20 protein-coding genes and 2 pseudogenes are annotated in these 20,325 nt (G+C 38.6%); 16 read left to right on the top strand and 6 right to left on the bottom strand.

Features of this window, described 5'->3' with window-relative positions:
- Together JOD14_RS11865 and JOD14_RS11860 are read left to right on the top strand one after the other, a co-directional pair.
- Positions 1–416: pseudogene (locus tag JOD14_RS11865) on the top strand (hypothetical protein); the annotation flags it as partial.
- 14 nt (positions 417–430) lie between these two features.
- Positions 431–844 carry a helix-turn-helix domain-containing protein gene (locus tag JOD14_RS11860; RefSeq protein ID WP_204654989.1) on the top strand — a complete coding sequence of 138 codons (414 nt, stop codon included), beginning with the start codon at positions 431–433 and terminating at the stop codon, positions 842–844.
- Positions 845–875: 31 nt separating this feature from the next.
- On the opposite strand, the gene JOD14_RS11855 is transcribed toward JOD14_RS11860, so the two are convergent.
- Complete coding sequence (locus JOD14_RS11855) at positions 876–2,090, bottom strand: NAD(P)/FAD-dependent oxidoreductase (protein WP_204654988.1); 1,215 nt, start codon at positions 2,088–2,090, stop codon at positions 876–878.
- Positions 2,091–2,382: 292 nt separating this feature from the next.
- Here JOD14_RS11855 and folE point away from each other — a divergent pair, with 292 nt between their 5' ends.
- The 3 genes from folE (at position 2,383) to JOD14_RS11840 (ending at position 4,849) form a co-directional block, all read left to right on the top strand.
- Positions 2,383–2,940, top strand: coding sequence for a GTP cyclohydrolase I FolE (gene folE / locus JOD14_RS11850; RefSeq protein WP_204654991.1), 558 nt, complete (start codon positions 2,383–2,385; stop codon positions 2,938–2,940).
- Positions 2,941–2,956: 16 nt separating this feature from the next.
- The gene (locus JOD14_RS11845) at positions 2,957–3,736 is read left to right on the top strand and encodes an SDR family oxidoreductase (protein WP_204654987.1); all 780 of its coding nucleotides are present in this window, start codon (positions 2,957–2,959) and stop codon (positions 3,734–3,736) included.
- A gap of 81 nt (positions 3,737–3,817) precedes the next feature.
- Complete coding sequence (locus tag JOD14_RS11840; protein WP_204654986.1) at positions 3,818–4,849, top strand: M42 family metallopeptidase; 1,032 nt, start codon at positions 3,818–3,820, stop codon at positions 4,847–4,849.
- A gap of 76 nt (positions 4,850–4,925) precedes the next feature.
- Here the strand turns inward: JOD14_RS11840 and JOD14_RS11835 are convergent, their stop codons facing one another.
- Positions 4,926–5,888 carry an NAD(P)-dependent oxidoreductase gene (locus JOD14_RS11835; protein ID WP_204654985.1) on the bottom strand — a complete coding sequence of 321 codons (963 nt, stop codon included), beginning with the start codon at positions 5,886–5,888 and terminating at the stop codon, positions 4,926–4,928.
- Between the two features lie 109 nt (positions 5,889–5,997).
- Positions 5,998–6,354 carry a pyridoxamine 5'-phosphate oxidase family protein gene (locus JOD14_RS11830; protein WP_204654984.1) on the bottom strand — a complete coding sequence of 119 codons (357 nt, stop codon included), beginning with the start codon at positions 6,352–6,354 and terminating at the stop codon, positions 5,998–6,000.
- 323 nt (positions 6,355–6,677) lie between these two features.
- Between JOD14_RS11830 and JOD14_RS11825 the strand changes: the two genes are divergently transcribed.
- Together JOD14_RS11825 and JOD14_RS13575 are read left to right on the top strand one after the other, a co-directional pair.
- Positions 6,678–7,265 (top strand): metallophosphoesterase, encoded by a 588-nt coding sequence (locus tag JOD14_RS11825; RefSeq protein WP_204654990.1) that lies wholly within the window; start codon positions 6,678–6,680, stop codon positions 7,263–7,265.
- Complete coding sequence (locus JOD14_RS13575) at positions 7,266–7,964, top strand: hypothetical protein (RefSeq protein WP_204654983.1); 699 nt, start codon at positions 7,266–7,268, stop codon at positions 7,962–7,964. It begins immediately after the preceding gene.
- Positions 7,965–8,010: 46 nt separating this feature from the next.
- On the opposite strand, the gene glpK is transcribed toward JOD14_RS13575, so the two are convergent.
- Positions 8,011–9,510, bottom strand: a complete 1,500-nt coding sequence (glpK, locus tag JOD14_RS11815) for a glycerol kinase GlpK (RefSeq protein ID WP_204654982.1) — start codon at positions 9,508–9,510, stop codon at positions 8,011–8,013.
- Between the two features lie 46 nt (positions 9,511–9,556).
- Between glpK and JOD14_RS11810 the strand changes: the two genes are divergently transcribed.
- From JOD14_RS11810 to JOD14_RS11780, 7 genes are all read left to right on the top strand, one after another.
- A complete protein-coding gene (locus JOD14_RS11810) occupies positions 9,557–9,823 on the top strand; it encodes a hypothetical protein (protein ID WP_204654981.1) in 267 nt (88 codons plus the stop codon).
- 274 nt (positions 9,824–10,097) lie between these two features.
- Positions 10,098–10,760: a histidine phosphatase family protein gene (locus JOD14_RS11805; protein ID WP_204654980.1), complete on the top strand. Its 663-nt coding sequence runs from the start codon at positions 10,098–10,100 to the stop codon at positions 10,758–10,760.
- Positions 10,761–10,877: 117 nt separating this feature from the next.
- A complete protein-coding gene (locus tag JOD14_RS11800; protein ID WP_204654979.1) occupies positions 10,878–11,744 on the top strand; it encodes an SAM hydrolase/SAM-dependent halogenase family protein in 867 nt (288 codons plus the stop codon).
- Positions 11,745–12,296, top strand: a complete 552-nt coding sequence (locus JOD14_RS11795) for an ECF-type riboflavin transporter substrate-binding protein (RefSeq protein ID WP_204654978.1) — start codon at positions 11,745–11,747, stop codon at positions 12,294–12,296. It abuts the gene before it with no gap.
- Positions 12,297–12,365: 69 nt separating this feature from the next.
- Complete coding sequence (locus JOD14_RS11790) at positions 12,366–14,075, top strand: ABC transporter ATP-binding protein (protein WP_204654977.1); 1,710 nt, start codon at positions 12,366–12,368, stop codon at positions 14,073–14,075.
- Positions 14,072–14,902, top strand: a complete 831-nt coding sequence (locus JOD14_RS11785; protein WP_204654976.1) for an energy-coupling factor transporter transmembrane component T family protein — start codon at positions 14,072–14,074, stop codon at positions 14,900–14,902. Before JOD14_RS11790 ends, JOD14_RS11785 begins: the two co-directional genes overlap by 4 nt.
- A 219-nt stretch (positions 14,903–15,121) precedes the next feature.
- Positions 15,122–15,718: a nitroreductase family protein gene (locus tag JOD14_RS11780; protein ID WP_204654975.1), complete on the top strand. Its 597-nt coding sequence runs from the start codon at positions 15,122–15,124 to the stop codon at positions 15,716–15,718.
- A gap of 121 nt (positions 15,719–15,839) precedes the next feature.
- Here JOD14_RS11780 and JOD14_RS11775 read toward each other — a convergent pair.
- A pseudogene (locus tag JOD14_RS11775) lies at positions 15,840–16,619 on the bottom strand (L-threonylcarbamoyladenylate synthase).
- A 437-nt stretch (positions 16,620–17,056) separates the two neighbouring features.
- On the opposite strand from JOD14_RS11775, the gene JOD14_RS11770 reads away from it, so the two are divergent.
- Positions 17,057–17,740, top strand: a complete 684-nt coding sequence (locus JOD14_RS11770; protein ID WP_204654974.1) for a metal-dependent hydrolase — start codon at positions 17,057–17,059, stop codon at positions 17,738–17,740.
- Between the two features lie 50 nt (positions 17,741–17,790).
- Here JOD14_RS11770 and JOD14_RS11765 read toward each other — a convergent pair whose 3' ends face one another.
- A complete protein-coding gene (locus tag JOD14_RS11765; protein ID WP_204654973.1) occupies positions 17,791–18,579 on the bottom strand; it encodes a PHP domain-containing protein in 789 nt (262 codons plus the stop codon).
- A 218-nt stretch (positions 18,580–18,797) separates the two neighbouring features.
- On the opposite strand from JOD14_RS11765, the gene JOD14_RS11760 reads away from it, so the two are divergent.
- The gene (locus tag JOD14_RS11760; protein ID WP_204654972.1) at positions 18,798–20,135 is read left to right on the top strand and encodes a collagen-binding domain-containing protein; all 1,338 of its coding nucleotides are present in this window, start codon (positions 18,798–18,800) and stop codon (positions 20,133–20,135) included.
- Positions 20,136–20,325 lie beyond the last annotated feature (190 nt).

Below are 20,325 nucleotides of genomic sequence, written 5' to 3'. Positions count from 1 at the left end.
CCTGTGAGTACGTGTCTGTCAGAGACAACCTAATTGTACCATATGGGGAGGTTCCTTTTTTGTGTCTTTTTGAAAGACTGTTCTATCAAAGGTTTCAAGAGTCTAATAATTATGAAATTTGTTCAATTATTAATGAAAATTCAAAACAACCGAGTCAAAGCCAATTGCTACAAAAAAAACCTAAAAATGAATTATCTTTTTTAGCATTCAATCAGTCTTTAATGATTGGTGACCTTAAAACCATCCATGCCGAACTTGATAAAATTTTTGCAACAATTGTCGCGCAACACTATGATCCAGAAGAAGCACGCTATTTAGCTTTTTTCCTTTTTTCTGATATTGCTCGTCAATACCCTAATATTGCCGGAGAGATTTACGACGAGGCGATGCAAAAAGTTCGGCATAGCCTACGGTGATGGAGTTACATGCCTTGTTAGAAGAGATTTTGCAAAAAGTTCAAACCACCAATCGCGAAAAACCTTTTTCCCAAATGGTGCAAAAAATTGTCGATATTGTCCAAGAAGAATCGCAGCAAGATTTTAATTTAAGTCTCCTAGCGGAAGAATTGCATATTAACGTCGTTTATCTCGGACAATTATTTAAAAAAGAAACCCAAAGTAGTTTTTCACAATATTTAAATCAAATTCGTATTCGTAAAGCCCAACAATTGCTACTTCATACCGAAAAAAACATCGCTGAAATTGCTGAGGAAGTTGGCTATAACAATACGAATTATTTTTCAAAGATGTTCAAAAAGCTAAACGGTCTAATACCAAAAGAATTCCGAGAAAAGTATGAAGGCGATTATGCCGATTTGTTTGAAGAAAAAGAGCCACGCATTTGATTAGAAAATCAAATGCGTGGCTTTTTTTATTTTATAGTTGCTTAAAAGGCACTTTTAAATCAGTGAATTTTACTTCATCAATTGGGCGATTTTGGTCCATAAAGTGGGCAACTTCTTGTCGTTTTTCACTATTATTCGCAAAGAAAATCGCAATCGGATAGTTTTTTTCATCCACATAAGCCAGTGTAAATGCTCGTTCATCTAAGGAGCCGCGCACTAAGATTCGATCCCAAGTTAAGGTATGGCCTAAGTATTCAAAGGTTTGATCATATTCATCCGTCCAAAAATAAGGGCGAACTTGAAAAGCCTCACTTTTTTCAGCGATTAAATTATGAGCAATTGCTTTGCCATGCGCCCACGCGTGCTCCCAGTGTTCAACGTGAATCTGTTGTCCATGGTAAGGCCAAACGGTACAATCACCCGCAGCATAAACATCTGGTAAGGAAGTTTCACCAAACTCATTGACGACAATACCACGTTCTACTTTTAAATCAGGATGCGTTAAAGAGGTATTTGGGACAACGCCAATGCCAATGATGGCCATTTGACAAGGAATTTCTTTTCCACTAGCAGTTAAGGCCGCTTTCACTCGACCATTTTCATCTTGTTCAAAAGCTTGGACATCTTCACCCGTCAAGAACGTTACGCCATGGCTTTCATGCATTTTTCGGAAATAACTAGACGCCTCTTTGCCTAAAATCCGTCCTAAAGGATAATCAGCATGTTCAATCACTGTCACTTTTAGTCCAAGTTGTGCAAAGGTTGACGCCATTTCTAAACCAATAAAACCAGCACCGACAATGACTAACTCTTTGGCGTTTTTCCGCCATTCTTTCATTTTTTTAGCATGCGCGTAGTCACGTAAATAAAAAATCCCTTCAGCTTCTACCCCTGGGACCGTCAAGCGACGTAAGGTCGAACCAATCGCTATGACTAATTTATCGTAAGCAAGCAACGCACCTTGTTGTGTCCGAATCGTTTTATCAGCGGGGTTGATTTGCTCAATCGTTGTTTGTAGTTGCACTTGAATGTTTTTATCTGAATAATAGTCTGCCCTGGTAAAAATCGGGGGTGTCAAATCGGTTTGATCGAGCATCCAGTCTTTTGATAACGGTTTCAAATCATAAGGTAAGACTTCTTGGTTACTAATCAGAGTAATTTCACCATCATAACCTTTTTTTCTTAACTCTTTTACAACATTATAACCTGCAACAGAAGCACCAACGACGACAATTTTTTGTGCCATTTTTACCATCTCCTAATTATTTTTATGCAATGGATTGCGGTATGTAAATTAAGTATAGTCCTCTAAGGAGATAAAATCACGTTAGAAGGCTTTCGAAAACGCCGGATATATAAAAAAGTATATAAAAAGTACCGAAAATTTGAAATTAAATTAAATAATTCCTAAAATGAAAACAGGGACATTTCAAAAAGGAGTGATAAAAATGGCAAAAGAGAATCAAACCAAAGAAAAACAACTACTCATGACGTATTTTGCAGAAACGATTGATTCACCGCTTGTTTTAGCCGAAAAAATGGAACAAGTCGGAGAAGTCGAACAAGCTTTAACAACTTTAATGGATTTATGTGGTGACGATCCTGCGCGTGAAGGTTTACAAGAGACACCGTATCGTTTTGTCAAAGCATTTTTGGAATATACGCAAGGTTATCGAGAAGATCCGAAGCATCATTTGGATAAAGTTTTTGATGTGCCACACCAAGAATTGGTATTAGTGAAAGATATTGAATTTTATTCCATGTGTGAACACCATTTTGCGCCTTTTTTTGGTGTGGCTCAGGTTGGTTATATTCCTAACGAAAAAGTGACCGGCCTTTCTAAAATTGCTCGCATGGTGGAAGGTTATGCTCGTCGTTTTCAAGTGCAAGAACGCTTAACCACCCAAATTGCAGAAGCACTTGAAAGTGAGTTAGCACCACTAGGGACAATGGTTGTGATTGAAGCAAAACATTTGTGTATGTGTAGTCGTGGTGTTAAAAAAGCAAGTACTAAAACCGTAACTTCATCCGTGCATGGTGTTTTTGCCAAAGAAGCTAGCTCGCGGGCGGAGTTTTTAACCTTGATCAAAGACTAGAAAGAAGGGGAGTCAAATGACTAAAAGAGTCGCTTTCATTACGGGTAGTGCAAGTGGTTTAGGGCGTCAAATGGCTATTGCTTTAGCCAAAGAAGGTATCCATGTCGTGCTTAATTACGTCCATAGTCAAGAAAAAGCGCAACAAACGGCGCAGTTAATTGAAGAAAAGTATGGTGTGCAAGTTTTGGTTTTACAAGGCGATGTCAGTCAAAAAGCAGCCGTCACTGAAATGATAGCTAAAATACGGGATGCTTTCGGCCGCTTAGATATTTTAGTCCATAACGCCGGCCCATTTATCAAAGAACAAAAGAAAGTGCAAGATTATCGTTTAGACGAGTGGCAAGCGATGGTTGATGGCAATCTAAATAGTTATTTTTATTTGCTACAAGAAACTTTGCCACTAATGGCGCAAAACAAATGGGGACGTGTGGTTGCGGTTGGTTTTAATCAAGTGAACACGACTCCTGCTTGGCAATACCGAGGGGCTTATGCAGCGGCCAAAAGTGGGGTTGCTTCGTTGACAAAAACAATTGCGTTAGAAGAGGCAGCTGCGGGAATTACCGCCAATGTCGTTTGTCCAGGTGATATTAAAGGTTCTTACAAAGAAATGACGATTGAAGAAGCAATAAAAAATACCACCCCTAAGCAGACACAACGGGTAGAAGTTGGGGACGATGTGGCTCGGGTCGTCGCTTTTTTATGCCAAGAAAATTCAACATTTATTAGTGGTTCGGTCATTGAAGTCGGTGGTGGGCAAGACATTTTAGCCAAACGCAACCGTGAATCTTCAAATTGAGTCGGCACAAAAGAAATGCCCATAGGAAAACAATCGGTGGTCAGTTATAATGAAGACAGGTCACATTTTAGGAGTGAATGAATGGAAAACTTGCTAGAAAGAACGAAAGCTTTAACTCAAATTGCGTCACCAACTGGTTTCACCAAAACAATTATTGAATATTTAACTGATGAACTGACGCAAATGGGTTATACGCCGACGCAAAACCGTAAAGGAAGTCTGATTGTAACGGTACCAGGAAAAAACGAACAACAACACCGCTTTGTAACGGCCCATATTGATACGTTGGGGGCGATGGTTCGAGCGATTAAACCAGATGGACGTTTAAAAATCGATTTGATTGGTGGTTTCACGTATAACGCGATTGAAGGTGAATATTGTACGATTCACACACAAAATGGCCGTAAAATTAGTGGCACCATTTTACTACATCAAACAAGTGTCCATGTTTACAAAGACGCGGGTACGGCGGAACGCAACCAAACCAACATGGAAATTCGTTTAGATGAAAAAACGACGAACGCGGAAGAAACAAAAGCACTAGGCATTGAAGTAGGCGACTTTATTAGTTTTGACCCGCGTACCGAAATTACAACCAGTGGTTATATTAAATCCCGTCATTTAGATGATAAAGTTAGTGCGGCGATTTTATTGGCCTTTTTAGAAAAAATCAAAAAAGAACAAAGCGAGCTGCCTTATACGACTTGTTTCTTATTTTCAAACAATGAGGAAATTGGCTATGGCGGCAACTCAAATATTGATGAACGAGTGGTTGAGTATTTGGCCGTTGATATGGGTGCGATGGGCGATGACCAACAAACCGATGAATATAGTGTCTCGATTTGTGTGAAAGATGGCTCTGGTCCGTATCATTTAGATTTACGCAATCATTTTGTATCTTTATGTCAAATCCACGAAATTCCTTACCAATTAGATATTTACCCTTACTATGGGAGCGATGCCTCAGCAGCCATGCGTGCAGGAGCAGATGTTAAACACGGTTTAATTGGTGCAGGAATTGAAGCAAGTCATGCTTACGAACGAACACATCGCGATTCAATTGAAGCGACCTATCGTTTAGTTGAGCAATACTTATTTAGCCCACTAGCATAAATAACCTAAAAAAACCCACGTCTTTCTTAAAAAAAGACGGGGGTTTTTTAATAGCTTGTTGTTTGAATTTGATTGTTTAATACCCACTGGTCAAATCGACAATATTTTTTTTCGGTTGCCCGGTTGCTAAAAAGCTTGTCAGATTCTCACGATAAATTGTCATGATGTGCTTTTGGAAATGGCGGATAAGCCCAGCGATATGCGGAGTAATCAAGACGTTTTCCAATGCCCAAAGCGGATGCTCACTTGGCAAAGGTTCTTCTTCAAAGACGTCAAGCCCAGCAAAACCGATTTGCCCACTTTTTAAAGCCGTCACTAAATCAGCCGTTTGGACACTCGGGCCGCGACCAACGTTAATAAAACTAGCACCGGGTTTGGTTTGCGCGAAGAAAGCCGCATTGTAAAAGTGTTTTGTGTCACGTGTTAGCGGCAGAATATTCACGATAATATCAAAGTTTGCTAACTGCTCCATGCTGTTCGTTTGTGCAAAAACTTGTTTAAAAGGCGTGAGTTGTCGCCCGCTACGGTTAACCCCATATACGTCGACCCCAAGATGAGTGATGACGTGGGCTAATTGCTGTCCAATTTGCCCTGTACCAAAAATCAACATTTTCTTGCCAGCTAACTCGTCGTAAGCAATCTCTGTGTGCCGTACCCACTGGTTTTGACTTTGTGCTCGAATACTCGTTTGAAGGCCACGGTAACGAGCCAGTAAAAACCCAATGACTGTTTCAGTAATCGCACTGGCATGAATGCCACTGACGTTTGTTAGCGTCACTTGGTTTTGTGCCAATTGCGTAAAATCAAACGCATCGACCCCGGCACTATTGGCTTGAATCCATTTGAGTGAATGATTTGGTGTTGCTAAAATCTCAGGCCCAAATTGTTTATTCCAACCGAGCATGACGGCAACCTTTTGATAGTCTGGTTGCGTGAGCGTGTGTTTGGAGCGAAATTGATAATCAGGTGCCATTTGTTGCAACTCTGCTAGATAAATGGGCTTTAGGTCGTGTTCATAATAGATAATTTTTTTCGTCATCAACGATAACCTCCTTGTCTATCTATCAGTCTAACAAATGTTGGCTTAAAATGATAATAAAGACGGTGATGACCCAAAGTCACAACCGCCTTTGTTTTTAAATTTTTTGTTAAACTTTTTGTACTTTTACTTCTAAGACACGGGTCAACCAAGGGAAGGTTGCTTTCATTTCTTCAAAAATTGATCCTTCCGTGAGAAAGAATCCTTGGCCAGTTACGTGAAAACCTGCACCAGGCCCAACCGTTCCTTCGACCTCCTTTGAACCTAGCGTGAGTTTTAATTGATTGTCTAACGCTAAACCTTCTTCAATACTATGCATCCCGGCAGCGGGAATATAAAGACAGTCTGTCCCTTGTTTTATATAAGAATTCCAAGTGTTTGTAACAGCGGTTGGTGTGGCGCCTAGTGTAATAATCGAGACAACCCCTTCATGTTGCAACACTTCTAAAAATTTATCTGGAAACATGATAAAAGCTCCTTTCTTTCGCCTTTTATTTTTTATTTCAAATTAAAAGGCCCACCTATTTTATTGTTTGTGAATAAAACGGCTTATTTTTACTTTACGCCACTTTTTTGAAAATAACTAGCGAACAAAAAGTTAAGTTATTTTAGTTTACTATAACTTAAGAATTGAAGTAGTCTTTCGTGCAATGTTTTATTTTTTTCGATTATAATAAAAGCCAATCTTGACTTGTGAAAAGAAGGAGGAAGGAAGTTTAAAAAAAGACGAAGACGCTACCTCACGCTAAGCTTACTAAGCATCGGTCTCTTTTTTTTCTCTATTTTAAAATACAAGAAAAAGCGACAGCCGTTCATAGCCAGTCGACTTTAGAGGCTCAATTACAAATCGAACAACCGAACTTTTGGGTTATTTCAGATAATCATTTTTTTGCGAAAACACTCTTTGAGGAAAGTGCTGTTTTTAAAGAATTTGAAGCCGGTGCAGTAGGCAAAGACTTACGTTATAGCCAAGACTTACTCGCAGCGTTAGTTGAAAAAGCATTGATCGAACAACCAACGGGCTTAATTTTGACGGGCGATTTAACTTTAAATGGTGAAAAAGAAAGTCTGGATCAAATGACGCAAACTCTCGCACCTTTAAAAAAAGTCGGTATTTTTGTTTTTGCAATTCCAGGCAACCATGATATTCATAATGGTTGGGCGCGTAAGTTTACCCAAGACCAACAATTAGTGGCTCACCAAATTAGTCCGTCTGATTTTAAAACAGCTTTTTCAGATGGTTACGAATTTAGCGTAAGTCAAGACGCGCACTCACTCAGCTATGCCGTTGATTTAGCTACCTATCGTCTTGTTTTTGTCGATAGCAATTTATATTCGGAGACTTTTTCCAAAGAAGCCCCAATCACGCAAGGTTGAGTGAAAGAAAAAACGTTGACTTGGCTCGAACAAGTACTGTCCCAAGCACGTGAAACAAATAAAATCCCTTTATTATTTTTACATCACAAGGTACTCGCGCATAACGAAAAGGTCCAACAAGGCTTTGTCTTAAACAATGCTTCAAACGTGTTAGATTTAGTCGCTACTTATCAAGTACCAGTGGCCTTTAGTGGTCATATTCATTTACAAGATATTACGAAAAGCCCAACCTTACCTAAATTTTACGAAATTACAACTTCTGCTTTTAGCATTGCTGAAAGTCATATTGCGCATGTCACGTTGCAACCCGATCAATTGAATTATGAAGTCGAAAATTTTGATCCTAGACCCTATTTTACTGCAGCGCAACGAAAAAAACCTGATCTAAACGATTACCCTAATTATTTAGTCCAACGTTATGAAGCCGTTGGTGCGAGTATGGCAGAAAACACTTTGTACCGGATTGGTATAAAAGATGAAGCGCTCATTCAATCAGCTAAAGAAATGGTGGGATCGGCCAATCTACGTTATTTTACGGGCCATAACTCTTTAACAACTGAAGAACAAGCAGCCATTCAAACAGACCCGGGTTACCAATTTTTACAAGAAACCTCCACGCGATTAGCTCGCCAAGTCGAACAGTCGTTAAATGACCCGAACACCCCAAATAATCAATCGCTAACGCTCGAATTACCATAAACAAGCAAAACCTAGCAGCCTATCTATTGCTAGGTTTTGTTTATTTTTAAGGTTTAAAAACTTGAGTCGCTGCGACCGCTTGTTTCCATCCGGCGTATAAGGCATGCCGTTTGGTTTCAGACATACTTGGTGTGAAGGTTTTACCGGTTTTAAAAATGGCTTGTAGCTCGGCCAAATCTTTCCAATAACCCACAGCCAGTCCGGCTAAAAAGGCAACTCCCCGAGCGGTCGTTTCTAAATCATCGGCGCGTTGAATCGGGGTGTCTAAAATATCGGCTTGAAATTGTAGTAAATAGTCATTTCGTGCAGCTCCACCGTCGACTTTTAAAAGAGGAATACGAATACCAGTATCGGCTTCCATTGTTTCGAAAATATCGCGAACTTGATAAGCAATCGCTTGTAAAGTAGCTTTTGCGATATCTTCTTTCGTGGTTTGTCGCGTTAAACCAAACATCGCGCCACGTGCTTCTTGATCCCAATAAGGTGCACCTAGCCCAACAAATGCTGGAACAAAATAGACTTCATCATGAGAAGTCGCTTGCTTGGCTAACGTTTCAGAGTCTTTGGAATCTTGAATCATTTGTAACCCATCACGTAACCATTGAATGGAAGACCCTGCGACAAAGATGCTCCCTTCTAACGCGTAGGTAATTTTTCCATCAAGTACATACGCAATCGTTGTGAGTAAATGGTGTTGGGAATAATGGGGAGTCTCGCCAGTATTCATGACAATAAAAGATCCTGTGCCATAAGTATTTTTAATCATCCCAGGCTCAAAAGCCATTTGGCCAAATAAAGCGGCCTGTTGATCCCCAGCTAAAGAAGCAATGGGAACTTCGCTGCCGAAAAAGTGATAACTTTTTGCATAACCATAAATTTCGGAATTTGAGGCTACGTTTGGTAACATCGCCGGTGGAATGTTAAGTAACGTTAAAATCTCTTCATCCCAGGTTAGTGTATTAATATTAAATAACATCGTCCGACTCGCATTCGTATAATCGGTCACATGGACACTGCCACCCGATAACTTCCAAACTAACCACGTATCGATGGTCCCAAAGAGTAAATCGCCTTGTTGCGCTTTTGCTTGTGCACCAGGTACTTGGTCTAAAATCCAACGCAATTTCGTCGCAGAAAAATAAGAATCAATAGTTAAGCCAGTTTTTTCTTGAAAAAAAGTAGCTAAATTTTGTGCTTTTAGTTGTTCGGCAATCGCAGCAGATTGGCGTGATTGCCAAACAATTGCTGGATAAACCGGTTGGCCGGTATGTTTATTCCAAACAACGGTTGTTTCTCGTTGATTGGCAATACCAATGGCGGCAATTTGCGCCGGTTTTAAATTACTCTGGATAAAAGCATCGGCAATGACCGATTGGACACTGTTCCAAATTTCATTGGGATTATGTTCGACCCAACCGTCATTTGGGAAAAATTGGGTAATTTCTTTTTGTGAATTGGCAATGGCTTCTCCCGCATGGTTATAAATAATCGCACGCGTACTCGTCGTGCCTTGATCAATAGCTAAAATATAAGTTTTTTCAGACATTTAAGTCACCTTCCTCAAAAAAAGCGAGTGTAGTAAATGGTTCGCATTGTTTTTAAATAAAAAAGAAAAAATCGATACAAAAGAAATCAGACTGGGTATCATCACAAAAGCATCATTATTAAGCGCTCCTGCTAAAAGAAAAGTTGGGAAAAGGGGTATAACGGCCTGTTTGACTAACGCAAAACGTTTGAAGGCGGTTTTTTTCCAGTTCAAAAAAACAACCGCTAACCCGAATAATCAACCGACTGCTAGTAAAAAAATAAGCGACAAACCAAATAAAAAAAGCCAACACGGACTCATTCGCGGTAGTTAATTTTTAACACATCAAGTAGGACCGATTCGAGTGGCATTTGGTGAATAAATTGTAAAAGAATAAAAAAGTAAAATAGCACCCAAAAGAACGAAAAGGGAGCGAAACGCTTTAAAAAAATGTTGGTGGTTTTTCACCAAGCATCTCTCCAAGCAGTTAGATACCTTTAGTATAACGAAATCTCCCGGTGTAAACTACTCTTTCTTTGCGTAATTTGTATCACTTCGCTGAATCAAGTACAATGAGTGCAAAGAAATAAAATTTAGGAGGCTATTTCATGCAAACCGTTCAAATTTATTTAGTTCGACATGGTGAAACCATTTTTAATGCAAAAGGCGTCGTTCAAGGTCAAAGTGACTCGCCTTTGACAAAAGCAGGCTGGCAAGGGGCGATTGAACTTGGCCAAAAGCTACGCACGTTACCTATTGATCAAGCTTATGTAAGTGATTTAAGGCGTGCACAAGAAACGTTACAACTGATGCTAGCCGAACATCAAACACCCGCACCCGTCCAAGTAAAACAAGCATTTCGTGAATATAACTTCGGCCTTTATGAAGGCGATCAAAATGCGCATTTTTGGGATCGAATGAGCCAGTTACACCAAACCGATGTTTTAGCAAATGCACAAACGGACTTTTTAGCTCGCTATGGTTATGTCTATCATGAACGCCATAACCCAATGGCTGAAAAATTAACGAGCTTTAAACAACGACTAGAAACTGGCTTATTAGAAGTGGCGAATGAAGCACTAGAAAAGCAACAAGAGCACTTGTTAATTGTGAGTCACGGGATTGTTGTACAAGGCCTGTTGCAATTGTTTATTCCTAATTATCAGCCAACAACTATTTTCCCTAATACATCGGTGACCAAATTTGCTTATGATGGTCAAAACTTTCAGCTCGATTATGTCGGTAAAACGGCACAAGAATTACCGTTTTAAGCCGTAAAAGGGAAGATTAGATGGAATAATCGAATAAATATTCATAAAGTTTGTGAAAATAAAACGAAAATTATATAATAGACAAGTAAGAAAAAAAAGGGTGTTGGAGGAGAAAAAATGGGGAAATATTTAGTGTTACAAACGGACTTTGGTCTAGGCGATGGTGCCGTAAGTGCCATGTATGGAGTCGCTCGAACGGTTAGCGACCAAATTGAGATTAGCGATTTAACGCATGAAATTCCACCGTATGATATTTGGGTAGCCTCTTATCGCTTATATCAAACCGTCCAATATTGGCCAAAAGGCACGGTTTTTGTTTCAGTTGTCGATCCAGGAGTAGGTAGTACCCGTCGAAGTATTGCCTGTAAAACCAATTCAGGACATTACATCATTACACCAGATAATGGGACATTGACGCACATTCAACATTATGATGGCATTGCTGAAATTCGCGAAATCGATGAAGTCAAAAGTCGCTTGCCACATTCCGAAGAGAGCCATACTTTCCATGGTCGGGATATTTATGCCTATAATGGTGCTCGTCTAGCTAGTCAAGAGATTACTTTTGAAGCACTTGGGCAAGTAACGGCGCTAGAAAGTATTGAAACTTTACCAATTGAAGAAGCGAAAGTTGAAAATAAACGCCTAACCGGTAGCATTGATGTACTCGATGTACGTTTTGGTTCTTTATGGACGAATATTCCATTAACCCATTTGCAAGCTGCTGGGATTACGCAAGGCGACTTACTCCAAGTTACGATTTACCACCAAAAGAAAAAAGTCTATCAAAACTTATTACAATTTGCGCGTTCATTTGCCGATGTGAACATCGGTGAACCACTTGTTTACGTGAACTCATTAGTCAATATCGGGGTAGCGGTCAATCAAGATTCTTTTTCTGATTTATATCATATTGGGACGGGCATTGATTGGCAGATTGAAATGCGTAAAGCGAAGAAAATTATTTTTGAGGAGGACGTATAAATGAAAAAAGAACTTTCAGTAAAAACGATTGTTGCGATTGGGATTGGTTCCGCCGTCTTTGTTATTTTAGGGCGTTTTGCAGTTATTCCAACGTTTGTTCCAAATACGAATTTAGAAACATCCTATCCCTTTTTAGCATTAATGTCAGTTGTTTATGGGCCAGTTGCCGGCGCTTTAATTGGCTTGATTGGCCATACATTAAAAGACTTTACCACTTATGGGAGTGCTTGGTGGAGTTGGATTATTTGTTCGGGCTTAATTGGCTTGATTTTTGGGTTCGCAGGCCGTAAAATTAACTTGAAACAAGGCATTTTTGGTAAAACGGAAATTTTGACGTTTAATCTTTACCAAATTGTCGGTAATGCCGTTGTTTGGGGCTTAGTTGCACCTGCTTTAGATATTATTATCTACAGTGAACCAGCGAAAAAAGTCTTTACACAAGGCATTGTCTCTGGTGTTTTAAATATGATTGCCGTAGGAATTATTGGTACGCTGTTAATGAAAGCTTACGCAGCAACCCAGATTAAACAAGGTAGTTTGAAAAAAGATTAACACAATAGATCGGTCGAGTAAAACACACTCGGCCTTTTGTTTTTGAAATGAATCAAAAAGGAGCAGGAAATGAAAAAACCAATCATTGAATTGAATCAATTTAGTTTTCAATATCATAGTCAAGCCGAACCCACTTTGAAAAATTTAAATTTGACGATTTATGAAGGAGAAAAAATCTTGGTGATTGGTCCTTCAGGAAGTGGCAAATCTACTTTTGCCCATTGCATGAATGGTTTGATTCCCAATCAATATGAAGGGGAAATCACAGGTGACTGCCGTATTTATGGGAAGTCAATCAAAGATCAGTCGCTATTTGATCTTTCTTTTCAAACCGGAACCGTATTGCAAGATACCGATGGGCAGTTTATTGGCTTAACCGTGGCAGAAGATATTGCTTTTTTACTAGAAAATGATGCCGTATCCTCTGAAAATATGAAAGAAGAAGTGACGAAATGGGCAGAACTCGTTGCCATTGCTGGCCATTTATCAAAACGTCCGCAAGAATTATCTGGGGGACAAAAACAACGTGCTTCAATGGCGGGGGTATTAATTAACGAAGCACCGATTTTATTATTTGATGAACCACTGGCGAATCTAGATCCAAACGCTGGTAAAGAAGCAGTCCATTTAATCGACAAAATTCACCAAGAAACCCAAACGACCATTTTGATGATTGAACATCGCTTAGAAGATGTCTTAGAGTGCGCCATCGATCGAATTCTAGTCTTCAATGAAGGAGAAATTGTTGCTGATGAAACGCCTGAAACATTACTTCGGCGGGATTTACTGCAGACAATTGGGATTCGCGAACCGCTATATGTCACTGCCTTAAAAGAAGCTGGCGTTGATCTAACACAAGTTTCAAATTTAGCGAACATTCATCAAGTAGCCGGGACGTCTTTAAATAAAGCAATGATGACTTGGCAAAAAAGTGTGTCCCTACCAACGGCACGTCCAAAAGAAAAAACGCCATTACTGACTTTAAAAGAATTAACCTATCGCTATAAAAAACAAGATCCACTTGTTTTAGACCACCTTTCGACAACCATTCATCGCGGTGAGATTATTTCAATCGTCGGGCAAAATGGAGCAGGTAAGTCCACCCTTTTTAAAGCCATTTGTGGTTTTATCCCTGCACAAGGGGACTTGATATGGGAAGGATCTAATTTAGCGAAAGCTTCTATTAAAGAACGAGCCGATAAAATTGGCTACGTATTGCAAAACCCGAACCAAATGATTTCTCAAAAGATGATCTTTGACGAAGTGGCACTAGGGCTACGATTGCGTGGTGTTTCAGAAGCTGAAATTAAAGAACGAGTGGCGCAAACTTTAACGATTTGTGGTTTGTATCCATTTCGTCACTGGCCGATAGCTGCCTTAAGCTATGGACAAAAAAAGCGTGTGACCATTGCGGCAATTCTAGTATTGGAACCAGAAATGATTATCTTGGATGAACCAACTGCTGGGCAAGATTACGCTCGTTACACAGAAATGATGCAATTTTTGGAAAAACTTAATCAAATGGGGAAAACGATTGTCATGATTACACACGATATGCACTTAATGCTTGAATACAGCCAGCGCACCCTCGTTATTAATCGAGGCCAACTCATTGCCGATCAAAGCCCACTTAAAGTGCTGACGACACCAGAATTAATTGCGGAAGCTTCTTTAAAGGAAACGAGTTTATTCACCTTTGCGAAGCAAATCGGTTTAAACGCTCCAGTAGCCTTTACCAAAACGTATTTAGCAGTTGAGAAGGCGAGGGGAAGACGATGAAAGAACACCAAACACTTGGTTACCATCCTGGCAAAACAAGTTTACATCAGTTAAATCCAACTTCGAAGTTACTTTTTTTACTACTCGTTTCAGTCGCTTGTATGACGACTTATGATACGCGCTTTTTATTTTTTATTAGCTTATTTTCGGTTGCTTTGTTTCCTTTTGCTAAAATTAAATGGCATCAAATTTCTTTTGTGATTAAATTTATTACTTTTTTTTCAGTCTTAAATTTAGTCGCCGTTTATTTATTTGAGCCAGAATACGGTGTCCAACTTTATAACAGCCGAACGGTCATTTTCACTGGGATTGGTCGTTTTACTTTGACCCAAGAGCAACTGTTTTATTTATTTAATTTAGTTTTGAAATACTTTTGTACGATTCCGTTAGCCCTTGTTTTTTTGTTGACAACGAATCCAAGTTCTTTTGCCTCAAGTTTAAATAAAATCGGTGTCAGCTATAAGATTAGTTACGCTGTCGCATTAGCCTTACGTTACATTCCAGACATTCAAGAGGAATTTTTTGCGATTTCACAAGCCCAACAAGCTCGTGGGTTTGAAATGTCTAAAAAAGGGAAGTTGACCCAAAGAATCAAAGGAACCGCTCAAATTATTGTGCCTTTGATTTTCTCCAGTTTAGATCGCATTGAAACCATTAGCACGGCGATGGAATTGCGTCGCTTTGGGCAAAAAAAAGAACGGACATGGTATGTTGAACAGCCTTTTAAGACACGTGATACCCTCTTAGTTTTGAGTGCGATTGGTTTGTTTTTGCTTAGTTTAATGCTCTTTAAAGTCAATGTAGGCCGTTTTTATAATCCATTTTAACTCAGACAAAAACCAATTTCTAAGGATGGAAATTGGTTTTTGCTTTTTCTCAAGCTTAATTCGTTGACGAAAATAAAAAGATGGTTTATGATTAATTCGAATTCGAGGTAATAAAAGAAAAATGAGTTGTAAAAAAAGCCCCTGAAAAAGCGGCCTTCATTCTGCCTTGTTAGTTCGAATTCGAAATAAAAAAACACATACTTAAGGGAGAGTAAATATATGTCAAAATTTTTAGAAGCTTTAAAAAACCGTCGTTCTATCTACGCTATTGGAGATAACGTTACTTTATCGAACCAAGAATTAACAGATTTAATTCAAACAGCGGTAAAAGAAAGTCCATCCGCATTTAACTCACAAAGTTCACGCGTAGTCATTTTATTGGACGATGCAAGCAAAAAATTCTGGAGCTTAACAGAAGCGGCACTAAAACCACTCACACCAGCAGATGCTTTTGAAAATACAAAACAAAAATTAGCGAGCTTTGCAGCAGGTAAAGGGACGATTTTATTCTTTGAAGATACGAACGTAGTCAAAGGATTACAAGAACAATTTGCCTTATACGCAGATAACTTTCCAATTTGGTCAGAACATTCAACAGGGATTGCGCAACATTCTGTTTGGGTAGCGTTAAACGAAGCCAACATTGGGGCAAGTTTACAACACTACAATCCAGTAGTTGACGAAGCGGTTGCAAAAACATGGGATATTCCTGCAAACTGGAAATTAACCGGACAAATGCCGTTTGGTTCGATTGAAGCGCCAGCAGCTGAAAAAGAGTACATGGCTGACAAAGATCGTTTCAAAGTTTTTAGCTAAGCATAAAAAACGAAATAAATGATTTATTGTATGTAGTATGTATTGAAAAAAAAAGAACCCCTAAGCGATTGAATGGATTAGAGGCTCTTTTTTAGCAAGAACAAATCTTAATTTCAAATTTTTAGTAATACTCACCATGACAATAATCCCAGGAGTTAAAAGTATCTGATAAATACATCATAATCTTATCAACATCTAGTCCTTTACGAATTAAAATAGGGGCCGGTGAGATTGAACGTTGTGTTCCTTGTTTTGGTACTAACTTCCCAGCGTTATCAACAAACGAAACCATCACACCTTGTTCATAGCGAGGCTCGATTGATTTATCTGGTTGGATGGAAGCGACGTACGCGTCTCCTTCAATAATCAAATCTGCTTCCTTTTAAATTTGAGAACCGATTCCTGTCACGAGCCCGCGATTTCCTTTGCCAGAAGGGTTTGCTGAACTTGCAAAGAGTAATTGTTTGTTATCTTGCCAAAGAGCATGTGCGATTTGTTCTCCTGGTACACCAAATTTTATGATAAAACAACTCGTTCCTCGAACATCTGTCATTAGTTCGTCTGATCCTTCTGTTGGAATATATTGCTTTCCAGTGTCTTTCCAAGGTAAAATGGTACCAAAAAGGACATCTTCCTCCCAACATTTCTGATAAATAGCGGCCATTTCCTCATTCATATCTGCCAGCTCAAACAGCTGTTCAAGCACCACACAGCACGACTCCGGGTTTGTTTCTTTTTCGATTTTTGGCTGAGAACTTTCTCTCCAATCCAATTTTATCTGTTACGGTAATAATATAGCCAACTTTAGTCGGACAAACGAGGACTTTTCCTTCTTTTTTAACAATGCAACGGCCGGGTCAGTCAAACGACCGGTCCATGTAATATATTTTTCTTGGTTCATACACAACAAATCCTCTCTTAGATAATATTTATCATTAAGCAAAACAATAATTTAAATATTCAGAAAATTCTGATTTAAAAAGTTGAATAGAATAATAGTACAAGCAGAAAAATAGTCAAGATTTTTGATTCATAAAAAATTCTTTTTTCTTCACGTGTTTCGCTAGTAGCGAGAACAAAATCAGCTTTATTATGCGTTTGTTTTTAGCAAGTAATGGGCATAACGTTTGAAGTTCAGCTTGTTTTTTTATTCAGTTGACCTTTTTGCAATCGTTTGTTGTGAAAATTATTCTGCAATCAGAGGCAACTTAAGAGCATTGCCTAACTTTGGCCTGGCCATACTAGACAAATAAAGAACCGCAATTCACTTTTACATTTGGTCTTTGTAGCTATTTGTACTAAGATGGAAGTAATCAAACGAGTAAAGGGGCGCTTACAATGAAAATCACGTATCATGGCCATTCAGTTTTAACAGTGGTGTTAGAAGACGGGAGCAAATTACTTTTTGATCCGTTTATTCAAGGCAATCCGTTGACGGATTTAGTTGTTGATGATGTACAAGCAGACTACATTTTAGTAACACACGGTCATAATGATCATATTGGTGATTTAATAAAAATTGCAAAAAATACTCAAGCGACAGTAGTTAGCATCGTTGAAATTTGTCAATGGGCCGAAAATCAAGGTGTTGAACACACACATGGTATGAATTTAGGCGGTAGTTTTCAATTCCCGTTTGGCAAAGTCACCTTTGTACCAGCTTTGCATAGTTCGAGCTACACACAAGGTAGACAGACAATTTATATGGGAGAAGCAGCGGGAATTATTTTAGAAGTTGCAGGTAAAATCATTTATCATGCTGGTGACACAGCGGAATTTAGTGATATGCAGTTAATTGGAGAAAATTATGCCATCGATGCTGCTTTTTTACCCATTGGAGATAATTTTACGATGGGACCAAGTGCAGCGGCTCGAGCGGCCAAAAGATTACAAGCAAAAATAGTAGTCCCAATTCATTACAATACGTTTCCTATTGTTCAGCAAGACCCGCAGGCGTTTGTTCAACTTATTCCTGGAGTTGGTCAAGTATTAGCGGTTGGTGAAACACTGGAATTAAATTGAAAAACGCGATGCCTGCTAATGGCGTCGCGTTTTTGTTCCACGTGAAACTTTTAAGAAAAAGGTAAAGGTACTTCAAAACGCTCATTTCCTTGATAAATGGCAAGTGTGTGGACACCAAATTCACGCAGGAGAGCGCTCATTTTTTCAAAAAGTAATTGATAATCTTCAGCAACATGAGCATCGGATCCTAAAGTGAAAAGTTTTCCACCTAAACTTTGATACAAAGGAATTGCGTAACGGTATAAATGTGCATTTTTATAGCGGCCAAAACTTTTAGCATTGACTTCAAAAGCTAATTCTCTTTCAATGGCCTTTTTAAAAATCGCAGTTAATTCTTTTTCAAAATGGCTAGCAAGTTCTTCTGCACTAAAATCAAAACGACGCAAACCATATTCAAAATGAGTTAAAATATCACCTACAGGAAAAGAAGCTAATACATGATCCATTTGATCGAAATACATTTTAGCGACCGCGAACTTATCCATTGTTAATACTTGGTCATCCATATAATCAAAGCGACCATTTTGATGAATACTAAGAAGTTTTAAGTCGTAGGGGTGTTTTTCTAAATAATCTAAAATTCGTTGCTCTTGTCCAGGAACCACACCTAATTCGATACCACGTAAAATTTTAGTTGGATAATTTTCATTGAGTTGCAGGATCTTTTGCGTGAGCATGTGATAGTCGGGAATATCGTCTTTAAAACCAGTCCCGGAATTTTCTAAATCAAAGTGATCGGTAGCGACAAAAAAATCAGGTTTATAAGCCAAATAGTTTTCAAATTGTTCTTCTGAGTCAAAAGATAAGAAAGTATGCAAATGTTGGTCATAGTAATTCATAGACGTCCTCCTTGTTTAGAACTATCATAAAGGGTTCGTTGGAGAAATACAAATTTTAAGTAATATTTTGATGTTTTTTATAGTGTGTGATTATGGCTAGATGAGTGTGTAATTGCTTAGGTAACAAAACATTAGAATGGTGAGGAGTTCAAGAAATAAAAAATGGCACAGTTTTTGCTTTTAACATAGATATCATAGTAAAGTAAGGAGTAGAAAACGTGTTGAAAAATAAATGGTTAAAGCTTGTAGGTGTGGCAGTCACGCTATTTGTTAGTTTTGTTACTTTAGGTTTGAGTTCGTTGGTTGAAGCATCTGATTTAGAACAATTGGATTTTGAAGAAAATATCTATCCTCGAGTGGACGGTAATCAAAGAGTTCATGCAGATCACTTAGTGTGGACGCCGGTCTCTACTGAAAATCCTTTAGGTGGCGCAGATGATTTCAATGCGATTTTGTTTGAACGTTTTGAAAATTTCAATGAAACAGGCGGGCCAGTTGCGACAGGACAAGTCAGTAACGTTAAAATCGTGACTTTCCAAGAAGGAACGTCACCAGGAGTGAATCAGTTCATCGATTATGTTATTCCTAGATTTAACGTTGCATTAATTGCTAGCCAAGAAATTAAAAATAACATTCATATTGAAAACGGCGATGTCATTACCCAAGAAAAATTAGAGGGAGTAACCATTGATCGAATACCTAATTCTGGTGCAGAACTCACTCGGAAAGAAAAAACAAGTCAATTTTTAGCGACAGCAAGAGAAGACTTGCAAGCTCTAAACCAAAAGTTGTGGGAGATGCCTGTAACAGGGGTGATTCGAGAAGAGCATTTTTGGTTAACGCTAGATATTGCAGAGGAAGTGAATATTTTTGAACTAGATTTGAATGAAAAAAACACACGATTTAGTTTGAATCTTAATGATATTTCTTCTTCTAAAACCATTATCATAAAGGTCAAAGGAAATCGATTGAATATTGATTCAACTTGGCTAAACGAGGCGATGTTAAACCATTCAAATACGAATCAAATTGGGAATCGGATTTTATGGGTGTTTGATCCAAGTAGTAAACTAGTTGACTTTGCATCGACGAATCTAATCGGTTCTGTTTTAGCACCGAACGCAAATATTAAATTTTCGGGCTATAGTGCGGTTAACGGCACTTTAATCGCTAACAGTTTAGATGGCAATAATACTTCCTCAGAATTGCATTATCTAGGGTGTTTTAAAGGCCAAATACCAGAAGTCCCAGAGGTTCCAGAAGTCCCCGAAGTTCCAGAAGCTCCAGAAGTCCCAGAAATCCCAGAGATTCCAGAAGCCCCGGAAGTCCCAGAGACACCAAAAAAACCATCAGCCCTAATCAAAGAAGAAATCAAAATAACTGGACGATTACCTCAAACGAATGGTGAAAATCAAAAACAAAAGCAAGAAAACAAATTGCCACAAACAGGTGAAAAGGAAATGTTACTTTCAAAAGGCACCACTTTCTTGGGATGGACTATCTTATTTCTAGTAGGAAGTTATTACATTAAATTGTGGAAGAAAAAACGAGAGTAGATTATTTTTTTAAGATTTCGATGTAAGGAAAATAGAAAACACCTTAAAGCCACTAATGTGTAAGATGATTAGTAGTTTTTTTGTGTATAAAATACCACTAATGGTGCGTAAATAAAATAAGAATATTCAGATAATTTACTTTTCAAAAAAATGTTAAAAACGAAGAGTGCTCGCGCAGAGGATGACCTTT

Source organism: Enterococcus lemanii, assembly GCF_016909125.1.
Lineage (GTDB): Bacteria > Bacillota > Bacilli > Lactobacillales > Enterococcaceae > Enterococcus_I > Enterococcus_I lemanii.
The sequence above is the reverse complement of the archived record's forward strand: the minus strand, read 5'-3'. Positions and strand labels throughout refer to the sequence as shown.